The sequence below is a fragment of the Curtobacterium sp. TXMA1 genome (genome assembly GCF_020162095.1).
Lineage (GTDB): Bacteria > Actinomycetota > Actinomycetes > Actinomycetales > Microbacteriaceae > Curtobacterium.
Map to the genome: position 1 here is coordinate 2,943,602 of NZ_CP083910.1, position 13,500 is coordinate 2,957,101.

At 72.7% G+C, this 13,500-nt stretch carries 16 protein-coding genes and 1 tRNA gene; 7 read left to right on the forward strand and 10 right to left on the reverse strand.

All coding sequences use genetic code 11. From position 1 onward, the window contains the following. The first annotated feature begins 246 nt into the window (after positions 1–246). On the forward strand, positions 247–594 hold the full coding sequence (locus LCG91_RS13875) for a DUF1844 domain-containing protein (RefSeq protein ID WP_058729925.1): 348 nt from the start codon (positions 247–249) through the stop codon (positions 592–594). A gap of 78 nt (positions 595–672) precedes the next feature. Here the strand turns inward: LCG91_RS13875 and LCG91_RS13880 are convergent, their stop codons facing one another. Continuing rightward, entirely contained in the window at positions 673–957 is a 285-nt protein-coding gene (locus LCG91_RS13880) for a hypothetical protein (RefSeq protein WP_224441750.1), read from the reverse strand. Between the two features lie 10 nt (positions 958–967). After that, positions 968–1,951 (reverse strand): phosphotransferase, encoded by a 984-nt coding sequence (locus LCG91_RS13885; protein WP_224441751.1) that lies wholly within the window; start codon positions 1,949–1,951, stop codon positions 968–970. 103 nt (positions 1,952–2,054) lie between these two features. Between LCG91_RS13885 and LCG91_RS13890 the strand changes: the two genes are divergently transcribed. Beyond that, a complete protein-coding gene (locus LCG91_RS13890) occupies positions 2,055–3,923 on the forward strand; it encodes a glycoside hydrolase family 2 protein (protein WP_224441752.1) in 1,869 nt (622 codons plus the stop codon). Between the two features lie 122 nt (positions 3,924–4,045). Here the strand turns inward: LCG91_RS13890 and LCG91_RS13895 are convergent, their stop codons facing one another. Continuing rightward, entirely contained in the window at positions 4,046–4,885 is an 840-nt protein-coding gene (locus LCG91_RS13895; protein WP_058750447.1) for an alpha/beta fold hydrolase, read from the reverse strand. 145 nt (positions 4,886–5,030) lie between these two features. Between LCG91_RS13895 and LCG91_RS13900 the strand changes: the two genes are divergently transcribed. Further along, complete coding sequence (locus LCG91_RS13900; RefSeq protein WP_224441753.1) at positions 5,031–6,266, forward strand: mannosyltransferase family protein; 1,236 nt, start codon at positions 5,031–5,033, stop codon at positions 6,264–6,266. 15 nt (positions 6,267–6,281) lie between these two features. On the opposite strand, the gene LCG91_RS13905 is transcribed toward LCG91_RS13900, so the two are convergent. Next, positions 6,282–7,334, reverse strand: a complete 1,053-nt coding sequence (locus LCG91_RS13905) for an amidase domain-containing protein (RefSeq protein ID WP_224441754.1) — start codon at positions 7,332–7,334, stop codon at positions 6,282–6,284. Between the two features lie 74 nt (positions 7,335–7,408). Here LCG91_RS13905 and LCG91_RS13910 point away from each other — a divergent pair, with 74 nt between their 5' ends. Next, positions 7,409–7,792, forward strand: a complete 384-nt coding sequence (locus tag LCG91_RS13910; RefSeq protein ID WP_224441755.1) for a hypothetical protein — start codon at positions 7,409–7,411, stop codon at positions 7,790–7,792. A gap of 58 nt (positions 7,793–7,850) precedes the next feature. Here the strand turns inward: LCG91_RS13910 and LCG91_RS13915 are convergent. The 4 genes from LCG91_RS13915 to galU form a co-directional block, all read right to left on the reverse strand. After that, positions 7,851–7,926: transfer RNA gene (locus LCG91_RS13915), tRNA-Ala, on the reverse strand. A gap of 94 nt (positions 7,927–8,020) precedes the next feature. After that, complete coding sequence (locus LCG91_RS13920; RefSeq protein WP_224441756.1) at positions 8,021–9,151, reverse strand: hypothetical protein; 1,131 nt, start codon at positions 9,149–9,151, stop codon at positions 8,021–8,023. Between the two features lie 129 nt (positions 9,152–9,280). Beyond that, positions 9,281–9,940, reverse strand: a complete 660-nt coding sequence (locus LCG91_RS13925; RefSeq protein ID WP_224441757.1) for a GNAT family N-acetyltransferase — start codon at positions 9,938–9,940, stop codon at positions 9,281–9,283. Positions 9,941–10,029: 89 nt separating this feature from the next. After that, complete coding sequence (gene galU / locus LCG91_RS13930; protein WP_058729914.1) at positions 10,030–10,920, reverse strand: UTP--glucose-1-phosphate uridylyltransferase GalU; 891 nt, start codon at positions 10,918–10,920, stop codon at positions 10,030–10,032. 113 nt (positions 10,921–11,033) lie between these two features. On the opposite strand from galU, the gene LCG91_RS13935 reads away from it, so the two are divergent. From LCG91_RS13935 to mscL, 3 genes are read left to right on the forward strand one after another with little or no spacing between them, the layout of a single operon-like run. Beyond that, positions 11,034–11,618 carry a 5-formyltetrahydrofolate cyclo-ligase gene (locus tag LCG91_RS13935; RefSeq protein ID WP_058729913.1) on the forward strand — a complete coding sequence of 195 codons (585 nt, stop codon included), beginning with the start codon at positions 11,034–11,036 and terminating at the stop codon, positions 11,616–11,618. 1 nt (position 11,619) lies between these two features. Next, positions 11,620–11,907, forward strand: a complete 288-nt coding sequence (locus LCG91_RS13940; RefSeq protein ID WP_058750452.1) for an FmdB family zinc ribbon protein — start codon at positions 11,620–11,622, stop codon at positions 11,905–11,907. 56 nt (positions 11,908–11,963) lie between these two features. Continuing rightward, positions 11,964–12,464 carry a large conductance mechanosensitive channel protein MscL gene (mscL, locus tag LCG91_RS13945; RefSeq protein WP_058729911.1) on the forward strand — a complete coding sequence of 167 codons (501 nt, stop codon included), beginning with the start codon at positions 11,964–11,966 and terminating at the stop codon, positions 12,462–12,464. A 123-nt stretch (positions 12,465–12,587) separates the two neighbouring features. Here mscL and LCG91_RS13950 read toward each other — a convergent pair whose 3' ends face one another. Further along, complete coding sequence (locus tag LCG91_RS13950; protein WP_224441758.1) at positions 12,588–13,172, reverse strand: CDP-alcohol phosphatidyltransferase family protein; 585 nt, start codon at positions 13,170–13,172, stop codon at positions 12,588–12,590. A gap of 17 nt (positions 13,173–13,189) precedes the next feature. Continuing rightward, positions 13,190–13,474, reverse strand: coding sequence for a hypothetical protein (locus LCG91_RS13955; RefSeq protein WP_224441759.1), 285 nt, complete (start codon positions 13,472–13,474; stop codon positions 13,190–13,192). Positions 13,475–13,500: the final 26 nt, after the last annotated feature.

The window sequence follows — 13,500 nt, forward strand, 5'->3', positions numbered from 1 at the left end:
ACGCACGGATCGGAACCCGTTCGGCAGCCGCCCGACGCCGCCCCGTGCGGGACGACCGACCGGCGCGGACGCCGGCGGAGCGGTTGGGACCCGGTAGCCTGTGGTGCACGGCCGCGGGTGGGAGAGACTCCTCTTCTACGACGCCGTTCGAACACCTCGGAACACGTTCCGGGGCACGCGGACAGCATCTGCCGCCGACGAGTCTAGCAGAGGAGCACCGTGCCCGACACCCCCGAGAACGAGACCGTGCAGGACGACGAGCGGTACGACGCCGGCGACGAGGCCCGCGACATCGCCGAGGTCCCGGCGGTCGAGCTCATCAACACCGTCGCCGTCCACCTGCTCAGCGCGGCCGCCGTGAAGGTCGGCCTGGCGGACGACCCGCAGGAGCAGACCGACCTCGACGAAGCGCGCAAGCTCATCACGGCCCTCGCCGGACTCGTCACCGCGGCGGCGACCGAGATCGGCGACCACCACGCCCGTCCGCTCCGCGACGGCCTGCGGTCGGTGCAGCTCGCGTTCCGCGAGGCGTCGAGCATCCCGGACGCACCGGGCAAGGGACCGGGCGAGAAGTACACGGGACCCGTCAACTGACGACGGTGGTCGACGTCACCAGGTGACGGACGGGAGGCGCGGGGCCGGCCGGCACCGCGCCTCCCGTCCGTCAGCGGGTCACGCCGGGTCGGATCGGGCTGCGTCCGCGGCCAGCCGAGCGACCGCCGCCAGGGGGATGCCGGCCCAGTCCGGCCGGTTCCGCGTCTCGTAGACGACCTCGTAGACGGCCTTGTCGAGCTCGAAGGCGTCGAGCAGGGCGCGGTGCTCGGCCAGGTCGCCGCCGGTGCCGCGGCGGTAGCCGTCGAGGAACGCCTGCCGTGCCGCCTGCGCCCAGACGCCCGCGTCGACGAACTCGGCATCGTGTGCGAGTGCGCCCGCGACGTAGTCGAAGGACCGGAGCATGCCCGCGACGTCACGGAGCGTCGAGTCGGGCAGCGACCGTTCGGCGAGCGGGCGGAGCGGCTCCCCCCTCGAAGTCCAGGAACACCCACCCGCGCGGCTCCGGTGCGGCGAGTACCTGGCCGAGGTGCAGGTCGCCGTGGATGCGCTGCAGGTCCGGCCAGTGCGAGGCGGCGGCTCGGTCGTACACCGCACGGATGGCGTCGACGTGCGGCTCGACGGTCGGGGCCTCGCGGACGGCGGCGTCGAGGCGGTCCCGCATCGTCGCCATCGCGGCCTCGCGGCGGGACTCGTCGGCGGGCTCGGTCGGCAGGGCGGTGGCGAGCGTGCGGTGCACCTCGGCGAGCGCCGCACCGAGCGCGGCCGCCTGGTCGTCCCACGCGGTACCGGTCCGGGCGTCGCGGAGGGCGACGCGCCAGGCGTCCTCGAGCCCCGGCAGGAACTCCTGCGCGAACGCGAGGTGTCCGGTCGCCGTGCCGTCGGATCGGCCGGGGTCGGGCCAGGTCGCCCGCTGGGCGCCGTACACGGTCGGCACGCGCGCGCTGCCCGCGGCGGAGAGCGCGAGCTGCGTGGTGACGTCGGGGTTGTCGCCGTGGTGCAGGACGCGGAAGAGCTTGACGATGACCTGGTCGCCGGACGCCGTGTCGCAGATGACCGAGGTGTTGGACTGCTCGCCGGACAGCACCCGTGACGCGGTGACCTCGCCGATCGGTCGGAGGCTCTCGGGGTCGGCGTCGATGCGTGCGGCGAGCTGCTGCACCCAGTCGGTGTCGGTGGTGGCGTCGACGGGATCGGCGCCCGGCGCGCCCCCGGCCGCGACGGGCACCTGGTAGAGCACGGCACCGGTCGCGGCGTCGTCGAGCACGAGCCGGGTGCCGTCGGTCTCGGCGAGGGTGCGCAGGGCCGGTGTCCCGCCCTTCGCGGCGTACCAGCGCTGGCGTGCGATCCAGCCCTCCAGCGTGCGGTCGTCGACGTGCTCGGGTGCCTCGGCGCTCATGCAGCGAACGGTACGCGCCGGCGCCGGGACGCGTCCCGGACGATCCACGCCCACCGCGTCCGGCGGTCTTTACAACGATGTACGGATCGGCCAGCATGGACGCATGAGCCCGCTCGACGGCACCGTCGCCGCCCCACTGTCCCCGCTCCGTCCGTCCTCGGGGCTCCCCCGCGCGTCCGACCAGGACGGCTCGTACCCGCGACCGCAGGTGCTCCGCGGTGCGTGGGCCGACCTCGACGGGACGTGGTCGTTCCGGAACACGGGCGACGACCCCGCCTGGCGCACCGGGTTCCCCGACGCGCGGGACATCGTGGTGCCGTTCCCGCCCGAGTCGCCCGCGTCGGGCATCGACGAGCCCGGGTTCCACCCCGTGGTCTGGTACGCGCGGACGATCACCCGCGCCGAGCTCGACGCTGCCGGGTACGGCGACGCGGCACCACGGCTCCTGCTGCACTTCGGCGCCGTCGACCACCGAGCGCGGATCTGGGTGGACGGGCAGTTCATCGGCGAGCACGAGGGCGGGCACACCCCCTTCACGCTCGACGTGACCGAGGCCCTCGGCACCGACCCGGACACGGCGCACACCCTGGTCGTCCGCGCCGAGGACGACCCGCACGACGTCACCCAGCCGCGCGGCAAGCAGGACTGGCACGAGCACCCGCACGCGATCTGGTACCGCCGCACCACCGGGATCTGGCAGACGGTGTGGCTCGAGGCCGTCCCGACGGCGTCGATCGCGGGCCTGCGGTGGATCAACGTCGACCACACGACGATGCGGCTCACCGTACGGCTCTCCGGCGAGCGCCCCGCGGGTGCCCGCGTCCGGGTCGCGGCACGGTGGCACGAGGGCGACGAGGACCTCGCGACGGTCGAGGCCGTCGTCCCGGTGCACGCGCACGAGGTCGAGGTCGTCGTGCCGGTCGCCCGGCAGCAGAACGGCCAGGCCGAGGACGAACTCGTCTGGTCGCCGGAGACCCCGCGTCTGGTGGACGCCGTCGTCAGCCTGCTCCCCGCCGACGGAACCGAGCCCCTCGACGCCGTCTCGAGCTACTTCGGCATCCGCACCGTGGGCATCGACGGCGGCGCCTTCCTGCTGAACGGCCGCGCGTACGACGTCCGGAGCGTGCTCAACCAGGGCTACTGGCCGGAGTCGCACCTGGCGGCGCCGTCACGGCAGGCACTCCGCCGCGAGGTCGAGCTCATCAAGGAGCTCGGCTTCACCGCCGCACGGAACCACCAGAAGATCGAGGACCCGCGGTTCCTGTACTGGGCTGACCGGCTCGGGCTGCTCGTCTGGGGTGAGGCACCCGGTGCCTACGCTTTCTCCCCGCTCGCCGTGCAGCGACTGGTGCGGGAGTGGATGGACGCCGTCGAGCGCGACGCATCGCACCCCTCGATCGTCACCTGGGTGCCGGCCAACGAGAGCTGGGGCGTCCAGCACGTCGCGACCGACCCCGCGCAGCAGGCCTACGCCCGGTCGCTCGCCGACGTCACCCGGGCGCTCGACCCCACGCGGCCGGTGATCTCGAACGACGGGTGGGAGCACACGAACTCGGACATCGTCACCGTGCACGACTACGAGGGCGACGGTGCCCGGCTCGCAGCGACCTACGCCGACGACGCCGCACGCACGGCGCTGCTCGGCGGACGGGGCCCGGCCGACCGTCGGATCCTGGTCGGTGGCGCGGTGGACGAGGGCCAGCCGGTCATGCTCACGGAGTTCGGCGGCGTGGACTTCCAGCCGGGGGCGAAGCGCGAGGACGGGTGGGGCTACACCTCGGCGGTCGACGGTGACGACTGGGTGGCGCGGATCACGGCGCTCTACGACGGGGTCCGGGCGAGTGCGTTCCTGGCCGGCTCGTGCTGGACGCAGCTGACGGACACGGTGCAGGAGACGAACGGCCTGCTCAACGCCGACCGCACCCCGAAGGTCCCGATCGAGCGCATCCGCGCTGCGGTCACCGGGCGCTGAGACCCGGGCGGCCCGGCGCGCGGCTCCGCGGCCCCACCCGCGGAACGCAACGCGGGCGGTTCCTCGCAGCGATGTACCGCTGCGAGGAACCGCCCACGTTGCGTCCGGAGAAGGCCGGTGGGTCAGGACGCCAGGAAGCGCAGGACCGCCTCGTTCCACTCGTCCGTGTGCGAGGCCAGCACGCCGTGCGGACCACCCTCGATGACGTGGATCTGCGCGTTCGGGATCGCCTCGGCGGTGCGCTTGCCCGACGCCTCGAAGGGCACGATGCCGTCCGAGTCGCCGTGGATGACGAGCGTCGGGACGTCGACCTTCGTCAGGTCGTCGCGGAAGTCCGTCGTCGCGAACGCCACGGTGCAGTCGAGCGTGCCCTTCGGCGACGCGAGCTCGGCGATCGCCAGGTCGTAGGCTCGCTGGTCGGCCGACACGATCGGCTCGCCGGACTCCCCCGGCGTGTAGAACATGTCGACGAACTGGTGCAGGAACGCGGGACGGTCGCCCGTGATGCCGTTCGAGAACCAGTCGGCGAGGTCCTGGTCGACCGCGCCGTCGGGGTTGTCGTCCGACTTCCACAGGTACGGCGGCACCGCGCTCGCGAACACCAGCTTCTTGAGCTTCGAGGTGCCGTAGGTCGAGACGTAGCGCGCGAGCTCCCCGCCGCCCATCGAGAACCCGATCAGGGTGACGTTCGTCAGGTCGAGCTCGGTGATGAGCTTGTCGAGGTCCGCGGCGAAGGTGTCGTAGTCGTAGCCGCCCCACGGCTGCGACGACTGGCCGAACCCACGGCGGTCGTAGGCGATGACGCGGTGGCCGGCCTCGACGAGCGCGGGGACCTGGCCCTCCCACGAGCGGCCGGAGAGCGGCCAGCCGTGGACCAGGACGACCGGGTCGCCGGAGCCGAGGTCGTCGTAGTGCAGGTCGATGTCGTGGCCGTTCTCGGCGCCGACGGTGATGAAGGGCATGATTCCTCCTGTCGATGGTTTCCAGGGAACGTGCCCGATGCAACGCCTCGCGACCTGACGATTCCTGACCGGCGCGCCCCCCGTGCGGCGACCGGACAGGAGCGCTCGGGCCGGCACCGCGCGGCGGAGGTGGGAGGATCGGTCGGTGACCGACCCGGCGGAGACGACCCGAGCCTCCCGGCCGAGGCTGGCGGCTCGCGTCCGTCGCCTGCTCGCGGTCGGCCTGGAGGGACGGCACCGCGGGTGGACGGCTCCCCTGATCGTGTGGCTGGCCTCCCGTGTGGTCAGCACGGTCCTGCTGCTCACGGTCTGGCTGCTCGCCCGGGCGAACGGCTGGCCGTTCGCGTCGTACCGCCGCGAGGGGACGTTCCTGTCGTTCCTCGGGTCGTGGGACGCCTCGTTCTACCGGACCATCGCGGAGCACGGCTACCCGGCGACGCTGCCGACCGACGCCGACGGGCACGTGCTACCGAACCCGTGGGCGTTCCTGCCGGTGTTCCCGGCGCTGGCCCGGGTGGTGCAGCCGCTGGTCGGCGGGTCCTTCTGGGCGGCCGGTGTGCTCGTCGCCACCCTCGCCGGGGCGGGAGCGTGCGTCGTGCTCTGGCGGCTGGTGCGCGCGGTGTCCGACGACCGCCGGGCGACGCGGGCGACCGCGCTGTTCGCCGTCGCCCCGACGGGGTTCCTGCTGCAGGTGGCCTACGCCGAGAGCACCTTCCTGCTCCTGCTGTTCGGCGCCCTGCTCGCCCTGGTGCGCCGGCGGTACTGGTTCGTGCTGCCGCTCGGGCTCGTCGCGGCGTTCACGAAGCCGGGGGTGCTCGCGCTCGCGGTGGCCCTCGCGGTGCACCTGGTCGCGCGACTCGTGCAGGAGCGTCGGGCGATGCCAGTGCGGGACGCCGTGGCGATCGTCGTCGCGGGCCTCGGGATCGCGGTGGCGGGTCTGGCGTGGCCGGTCGTGGCCTCGGCGGTGACCGGGCGGCCGGACGCGTACCTCGAGACCGAGCTGTCGTGGTGGGTCGGGTTCGTCGGTCGGCAGCACTTCGCGCCGTTGACACCGTGGTTCACGATGGCGTCGACGTGGCTCGGGGCGGGCGGGGTCGTGCTCGTGGTGGTCGTGCTGGCGGGTGCTGCGTGGTTGTGGACCCGACGCGACGTCCGCGCGCTCGGCGTCGACGTCGTCTCGTTCACGGCCGCGTATGCGCTCTACCTGGTCGCGGTGTTCCTGCCGCAGCAGAGCCTGCCGCGGTTGCTCATGCCGACGGCACCGCTGCTCGGTGCGGACGTGTTCGCGGGGACCCGGGAGCGGACCGTCGCGTGGCTGGTCGTCGGCATGTGCTTGCAGGCGGTCGCGGTCGTGCTGACCTGGTTCCTCGGCTACCCCTGAGCGGCCCCGGCGCCGCTACGCGTCGAACGTGTGGAACCAGGCAGCGCCGCCGGGGTGCTGCACGGTGATCATCTCGTCGAGGTCGCGGTACGGCCCGTCCTGGTTGTGGCTCGCCGACTTGATGCGGACCGTGCCGTCCGGCTCGGTGAAGACCTCGGACACGATCGTGACGTGGTCGGGCGACTGGTTGTCGTTCCAGTCGTAGAACACGATGTCGCCGACCTTGACCTTGCTGCGCTCGTCCAGGGACCGCCGGGTCAACCCGAACGTCGCGGCGTTCTTCGTCATCCACGGGTCCATGGCCGGGCAGTACGTCCACGTGGCACTGTGCTGCGCGCCGGCAGAGCGGCTGTACCAGTCGTCGCGCTGCTGCCACCCGCGGGCGACGAGCGTCTGGCTGACGTAGTTCGCGCAGTCCCCGCCGATCGGGTTCATCGTGCCGTACTCCGCGAGGTTGTAGTCCTCCCAGTACCGCATCGCGTACTCGAGCTGCCGGTCGACCGCGGTGAGCGCCGTGTACGCCACCGACGTCGTCGCGACCGCGGAGGAGGCGTCCGGCGTCGGTGCGGCGGTCGGCGTCGGGCTCGCGGTCGCCTGGTCCTGGGTGGCGCCGGCCTGCCCGTCGTTCGCGGCGCTGCCGTTGCCGTCCGAGGACTGGTTCGCCGACGGGCTCGGCTCGATCGCGGTGGTGAACAGCGCGACGTCGGCGGACCCGGCCTTGTACATCGCCTGGTGCGGCGCCGTGAAGGTGACCGTCGTGGCGGAGGCCTGCACGTCACGCGCGGCGATCCCGCCGACCGTCACGCCGCGCACCGCCGCGAGGCTGGTCCCCGTGACCGTCACCGTCACGCCGCCGGCGAGCGGGACCTGCGCGGGCTCGATCGAGGAGGCCACGGGGCGAGCGTCCGACGACGACCCGCTCGCGGGCGTCCCGCTGGACCCGGCACCGGCGCGACCGGTCGCGCTCGGCGACGCATCCTCACCGCGTGAACAGGCCGCGACGGCGAGGCCGATGCCGGCGACGCCGGCGAGCGACAGCAGGGAACGGCGGGTGAACGAAGCAGTCATGTCCCGACCAGGGTAGGCGACCGTACGGCAGGATCGCTGGCAGCACACCACCTGCCGGAAGGATCCGACCGCACATGCCCGAGAGCCACGACTTCTTCGTCGCCGCCGACCCCGAGACCACCCGAGCGATCGTTCGCGACGCCCTCGTCCGCGAGGGCTACGCCGTCACCGACGGCGACCAGGGGGCCCTGCTGGCCACCCGCGGCAGCCTGGGACTGACCCTGTTCGTCGGCAGCCTGCTGAACGACCGGACGTTCCACACCCGCCTCGACGTGCAGCTCATGGTCGCGCCCGACGGACGAGCGGTCGCGCGACTGCTCCGTGGTTCGGGCCGGTCGGCGGTCAAGGGCGGTGCACTCGGCGTGGCGCGGGGCAACCGGGCGTTCGAGCAGGCCGCGAACGCGATCCACGCGTCGCTCGCGCAGGCGGGCGTCCTGACGGACAGCATCCCGAGCTGACCGGTCGTCACCGGGAACGACGAAGGGCCACCCGACCGGGTGGCCCTTCGCTGCTGCTTGGTGGAGCTAAGGGGATTCGAACCCCTGACCTTCTCATTGCGAACGAGACGCGCTACCAACTGCGCCATAGCCCCAAGTGCTCGACAACACTAGCACCACCGGGAGCGCGAACCGAAATCGGCTCGCCACGTCCGGGCGCGCCGCACCCCGGGAGCCCCGAGCGTCGCGTCAGACCGCGCGGCGACGACGCATGATCGCGTCGAGGTCGGTCTGCTGGTAGGCCTCGTCGTCGATGACGCCCATCCCGGCCCAGCGGCTCGGGGCCGCCGGCTGCTCGGGCTCCGACGCGGTCGGCGCCTCGGCCGTGGGAGCAGGAGTCGCCGCAGGAGCGTGGACGGCCGGACGCGCCGCAGCGGCGGGGGCGCGCAGGCCCAGGCGCTCCGCCAGCCGGCCCTGGTCGTGTGCGGACAGCGACGCGGCCGCCTCCTCGACGTCGGAGCGCATGCGCGACACCCGCGCGAGCGTCGGGTCGGTCTCCCCCGCCCGGATCGCGGCTGCCTCCGCTTCGGCCTCGGCCTTCGCCTCGGCAACGCGCTCGCGCAGCCGCGCAGCCAGCTCGGCCGACGACTCCGGCGACGCGGCCGGTGCGGCCGGTCGCTCCACGTACAGCGGCTTCGGCACGCGGGCCGGGGTCCAGCTCCGGTCGCGCGCGGGTTCCGCGGGCTGCTCGGTGGACAGCGGCGGCGCCGGGTCCGTCCAGGCGGTCGCCGGCCGGGAGGCCCGGGTCGCCTCCGCCGCACCGGCCGCGGCACGCGCCTTCCGCGCCTGCGCCACCTGGTGCAGCTGCGCGAGGACGGCTGCGGAACCACCGGCCGCCACGAGCCCGGCGACGCCGACGAGCCAGGCACCGGGGGCAGCGACGAGCACGACGATCGCGACGACGACGCCGAGCGTGCCGAACAGGGTCGCCCCGAGCCGGGAACGACGCATCCGCATCGCGGTCAGCGCGGGCACCGAGGACGCCCGCTCGAGCTTCGGCTGCTGCTCCGCGAGCCGTCGGGTGATCTCACGCTGCCGAGCGGCCTCGTGGGCGCGGACGATCGCGGCGCGCTTCGCCTCCTCGGACCGGGCGACCCGCTGCGCCTCGGCCAGGGACTTCGCGTTCATCTCGACCCGGACCTCGTCGGGGAGCTCGGCGGTCTGCGCGAGGATGCGCAGGGTCTGCTGCAGCCGGATCGCGTTGCGTTCGGTGGCGAGGTACTGCCGACGAGCCGCCCACGACGGCATGAGGTAGACGACCCAGAGCACGGCCGCGATGAGCAGGACGATGCCGCCGCCCCAGGAGCCGATACCTGCCATGGGGACACGGTAGGGGTGCGCGTTCCCCGGACCGCCCATTGCCGGACGCGTGTTGCGCGAGTCGCGACGGAATCCGTGGGCGGTGGGTCGCGCCTCCCGGCCGGTGGGTGGGCGTGACGGGGCGGACCGTCAGATGCGCGGCCGGGTGTCGAGCGGTCTCGCCGCCTCGTCGCGGGCGGAGTCGGGGACGCTGCCGGCACCGGGCGGCACCCGGCCGGCGACCCAGCGGTCGAGGACGCCCTCGCGGACCTCCTCCGCGACGAGGGCGAAGCAGAAGTGGTCGCGCCAGTCGCCGTTGATGTGGATGTACCGGCGGCGCAGGCCCTCGAAGCGGAAGCCGAGCTTCTCGACGACGCGCAGGCTCGGCGCGTTCTCCGGACGGATGCAGATCTCGATGCGGTGGATGCCGACGACGCGGAAGCAGTGGTCGACGGCCATGGCGACCGCGATCGGGGTGACGTTGTGTCCGGCGGCGCCCTCGACCACCCAGTAGCCGATGGACGCACTCGCCAGCGATCCGTAGCTGATGCCGGACACGTTGAGCTGCCCGACGAAGCGGCCGTCGAGCTCCATCGCGAACGGCAGACCGAGCCCGGCGCGGGCGTTGGCCTGCAGCGCGCGGATGCTGCCCCGGACGTCGGTCGAGACGTGTCCGGAGGGGTTGGTGGCCTCCCACGTGCGCAGCCACGAGCGGTTCGTCGCGAGGGCGACGTCGAGGTCACGGGTGTCCCGGAGCCGGAGGGGCCGGATGGTGACCCGCCCGTGGGACAGGGTCGGGATCGTCGTCATCGCTGTGGTTCCTCCGGTGCCCGGTGGTCGGCCGGGTGGACGCACGAACGGGCCCGGGGCGGACCCCGGACCCGTTCGTGACGGGGTGGCTACTCTCCCGCGTTGAAGTCCTTCAGCCAGGCCTTGAGGTCCGGGCCGAGGTCGTCGCGGTCCGAGGCGAGCTGCACGATCGCCTTGATGTAGTCCAGCTTGTCACCGGTGTCGTACCGGCGTCCACGGAACACGACGCCGTACACGCCGCCGGTCCACTCCTCGGCGCCGGCCATCTTCATGAGCGCGTCGGTGAGCTGGATCTCGCCGCCCTTGCCCGGCTCCTGCTTCTCGAGGACGTCGAAGACCTCGGGACGGATGACGTAGCGGCCGATGATGGCGAGGTTCGAGGGGGCTTCGCCCTGCGGGGGCTTCTCGACCAGGCCGGTGATCTTCACGACGTCGTCGGTGTCGGTCTCCTCGACCGTCGCGATGCCGTACATGTGGGTCTGCGAGGCGGGGACCTCGAGCAGCGCGACGACCGTGGCGTTCTTCTCGCCCTGGACCTCGATCATGCGCTTGAGCAGCGGGTCGCGGGCGTCGATGATGTCGTCGCCGAGCAGCACGGCGAACGGCTCGCGGCCGACGTGCATCTTCGCGCGGAGCACGGCGTGGCCGAGACCGAGCGGGTCGCCCTGGCGGACGTAGTGCATGTCGGCGAGGTCGGTCGACTGGTTGACCTTCTGGAGCTTCTCGTGGTCGCCCTTCTTGCGGAGGGTCTCCTCGAGCTCGGCCACGTGGTCGAAGTGGTTCTCGAGCGCGTTCTTGTTGCGCCCGGTGATCATCAAGACGTCGGTCAGGCCGGCGTTCACGGCCTCTTCGACCACGTACTGGATCGCCGGCTTGTCGACGACGGGGAGCATCTCCTTCGGCATCGCCTTGGTCGCGGGGAGGAAGCGCGTGCCCAGCCCTGCCGCCGGGATCACCGCCTTCGAGATCTGGAAACCCATGTCAGCGAACGTACCGGAAGGTCACTGGGTCGCGGCATGGGCCTTTCGGAGGACACGGCAACCCGCTCCCCACGGCGGGAAGCCGCAAACCCGCGCTCGGTAGACTCCCGGCCATGACCGCCGACCTCGGGAACGAGAAGCGCGCCCTGCGAGCCGAGCTCCGGCAGCGGCGGCGCACCCGGACCACGACGGAGCGCGACACCGACACGACCGCCCTGACCGCGACCCTGCAGCGGTTCGTGGAGGAACGGCAGGTCCGCTCGCTCGCGCTCTACCTGTCGGCGCCCGACGAACCCGACGTCCGACCCTTCCTGCGGTGGGCGCACGAGCAGGGGGTCCGGGTGCTCCTGCCGATCACCCGTGAGGACGGCCTGCTCGACTGGGCCGTCGGCGACGGGGTGTCCGAGCAGCAGGGCCTGCACGGCATGCCGGAGGTCGTCGGCGAGGTGCTCTCCCCGCTCGCCCTCGGGGACGTCGACGCGATCCTGACCCCGGCGGCGGCGGTCGGCCACGACGGGTGCCGGATGGGCTGGGGCCGGGGCTACTACGACAAGACGCTCGGGTCGATGGCGAACCGGCCGCCCGTCTATGCTGTGATCTTCGACGCGGAGTACCTCGACGAGGTCCCGCGCGAGGCCCACGACGAACCCGTCGACGGCATCATCACGCCGTCGCGCATCATCACCTTCCGGAGCTAGGGTGCCCACCTACTCGTACCGCTGCACCGAGTGCGACAACGCCTTCGACGTCAAGCAGTCGTTCTCCGACGCCACCCTCACCGAGTGCCCCGTGTGCGGCGGCGCCCTGCGCAAGGTGTTCTCGCCGGTGGGCGTGACCTTCAACGGCGGCGGCTTCTACCGCACCGACTCGCGGTCGACGCCCAAGGCCGAGGGGTCGGCGGCGTCGTCCTCCTCGACGTCGTCCTCCTCGTCGTCGAGCACGCCGGTGAAGTCCGAGTCGAAGCCGGCCGCGCCCAGCGCCTCCTGACGACGGCTCGTCTCCGTCGGTACGGTGGGGTCTCCTCGACACGGAAGGAGGCTCACGTGAAGGGCTTCAAGGAGTTCCTGCTGCGCGGGAACGTCATCGACCTGGCGGTCGCGGTCGTCATCGGCGCGGCCTTCACCGCGATCGTCACGACCATCGTGAACGCGCTCATCAACCCGCTCATCGGCGCCGTCTTCAACGCGTCGAGCCTGGACAAGGCACTGATCGTGTCGATCCCGACCGTCTCCGGCGGGTCCGCGGACATCCTGTTCGGCGCGATCATCGGTGCCGTCCTGAACTTCGTGATCGTCGCCGCAGTCGTGTACTTCGCGCTCGTCGTCCCCGTCAACCGGCTCAAGAAGGTCGCCTTCGAGCGGGTCAAGAAGAACGAGGAGCAGACGCCGCAGGACGTCCCGCCGACGGACGTCGAGGTGCTGCTCGAGATCCGCGACCTGCTCCGCACCCAGAACGGCGCCGCGGCGACGTCGGGCGGCGGCGCGCACGTCGCTCCGTCGACCGCTCCCGAGGGTCCGGGGATCGGCGGCACGGCGAAGCTCTAGTCGCGGTCGTACCGAATCACGGAACCGACATCGAACCAGCCCCCGGGGTTGGTTCGATGTCGGTTTCCTGGTTCGACGGGGCATGAGGGCGCCGGCCGGTCGCCCACGCCGCACGTGTCCGCGTCAGGCGGTGCGGGCGACCGCGCGGTGCTTCGCGGCGAGGGCCGTGGCGTACTGCACGCCGGCGATCACGTGGCCGATCGTGCCCGCCCAGACGAACACGAGCGCGAGCACGCGGATCCAGTCGTGCTCCGACGCCCAGGACGTCGACGAGAACAGCAGCAGCGGCAGCCCGACGAAGAGCAGCGCCGAGCGGACCTTGCCGGTCCAGGTGACGTCGAGGTCCGGGTTGCCGCGGAACCACAGACCGGACAGCAGCGCCAGCACCGCGTCGACGACGACGATGATCGCGACGCTCGGCCACGGCAGCAGGCCGACGAGGACGAGCGAGAGCACGATCGCGATGATCGCCAGCCGGTCGGCGATCGGGTCGAGCGCCTTGCCGAGCTTCGAGCCCTGGTCGAACCGGCGGGCGATGAAGCCGTCGGCCCAGTCGCTGACGCCGAGGACCACGAGCGTGACGAGCGCCCACCCGGGGTGCCCGGCGACGACGAAGCCGATGAACACGGGGATGAGCAGGAAGCGCACCACCGTGATCAGGTTGGGCCACGTCTGCCAGTCGGGGCGCTGCCGCACGGTGTCAGTCATCGACCCCAGGCTACCCGTCACCAGTGTGGGGGCACGTCGCGCAGGAGCTGGGCGTCGTTCTCCCCGTCGCGGTGGCGGGCCGGCTCCGGGGCCGGGGCCGGGTCGCTGCCCGGCACCGGCTGGGTGGTGACGCGCCTGGTGCGGCGGGCAGGGCCTCCCGGCCGGCCGGTCGTGGCGTCCACGGTGGTGGCGTCGTCGGTGGTGTCGTCCGCGGTCGCCGCGGGACGGACGGGAGGCACGACCTGCGCCGCGTCGTCGGCACGCGTCCACGAGCCCACCAGCTGGTCCGTCTCCGGCGTCACGGGACCGGCCGCGCGGGACGCGCGCC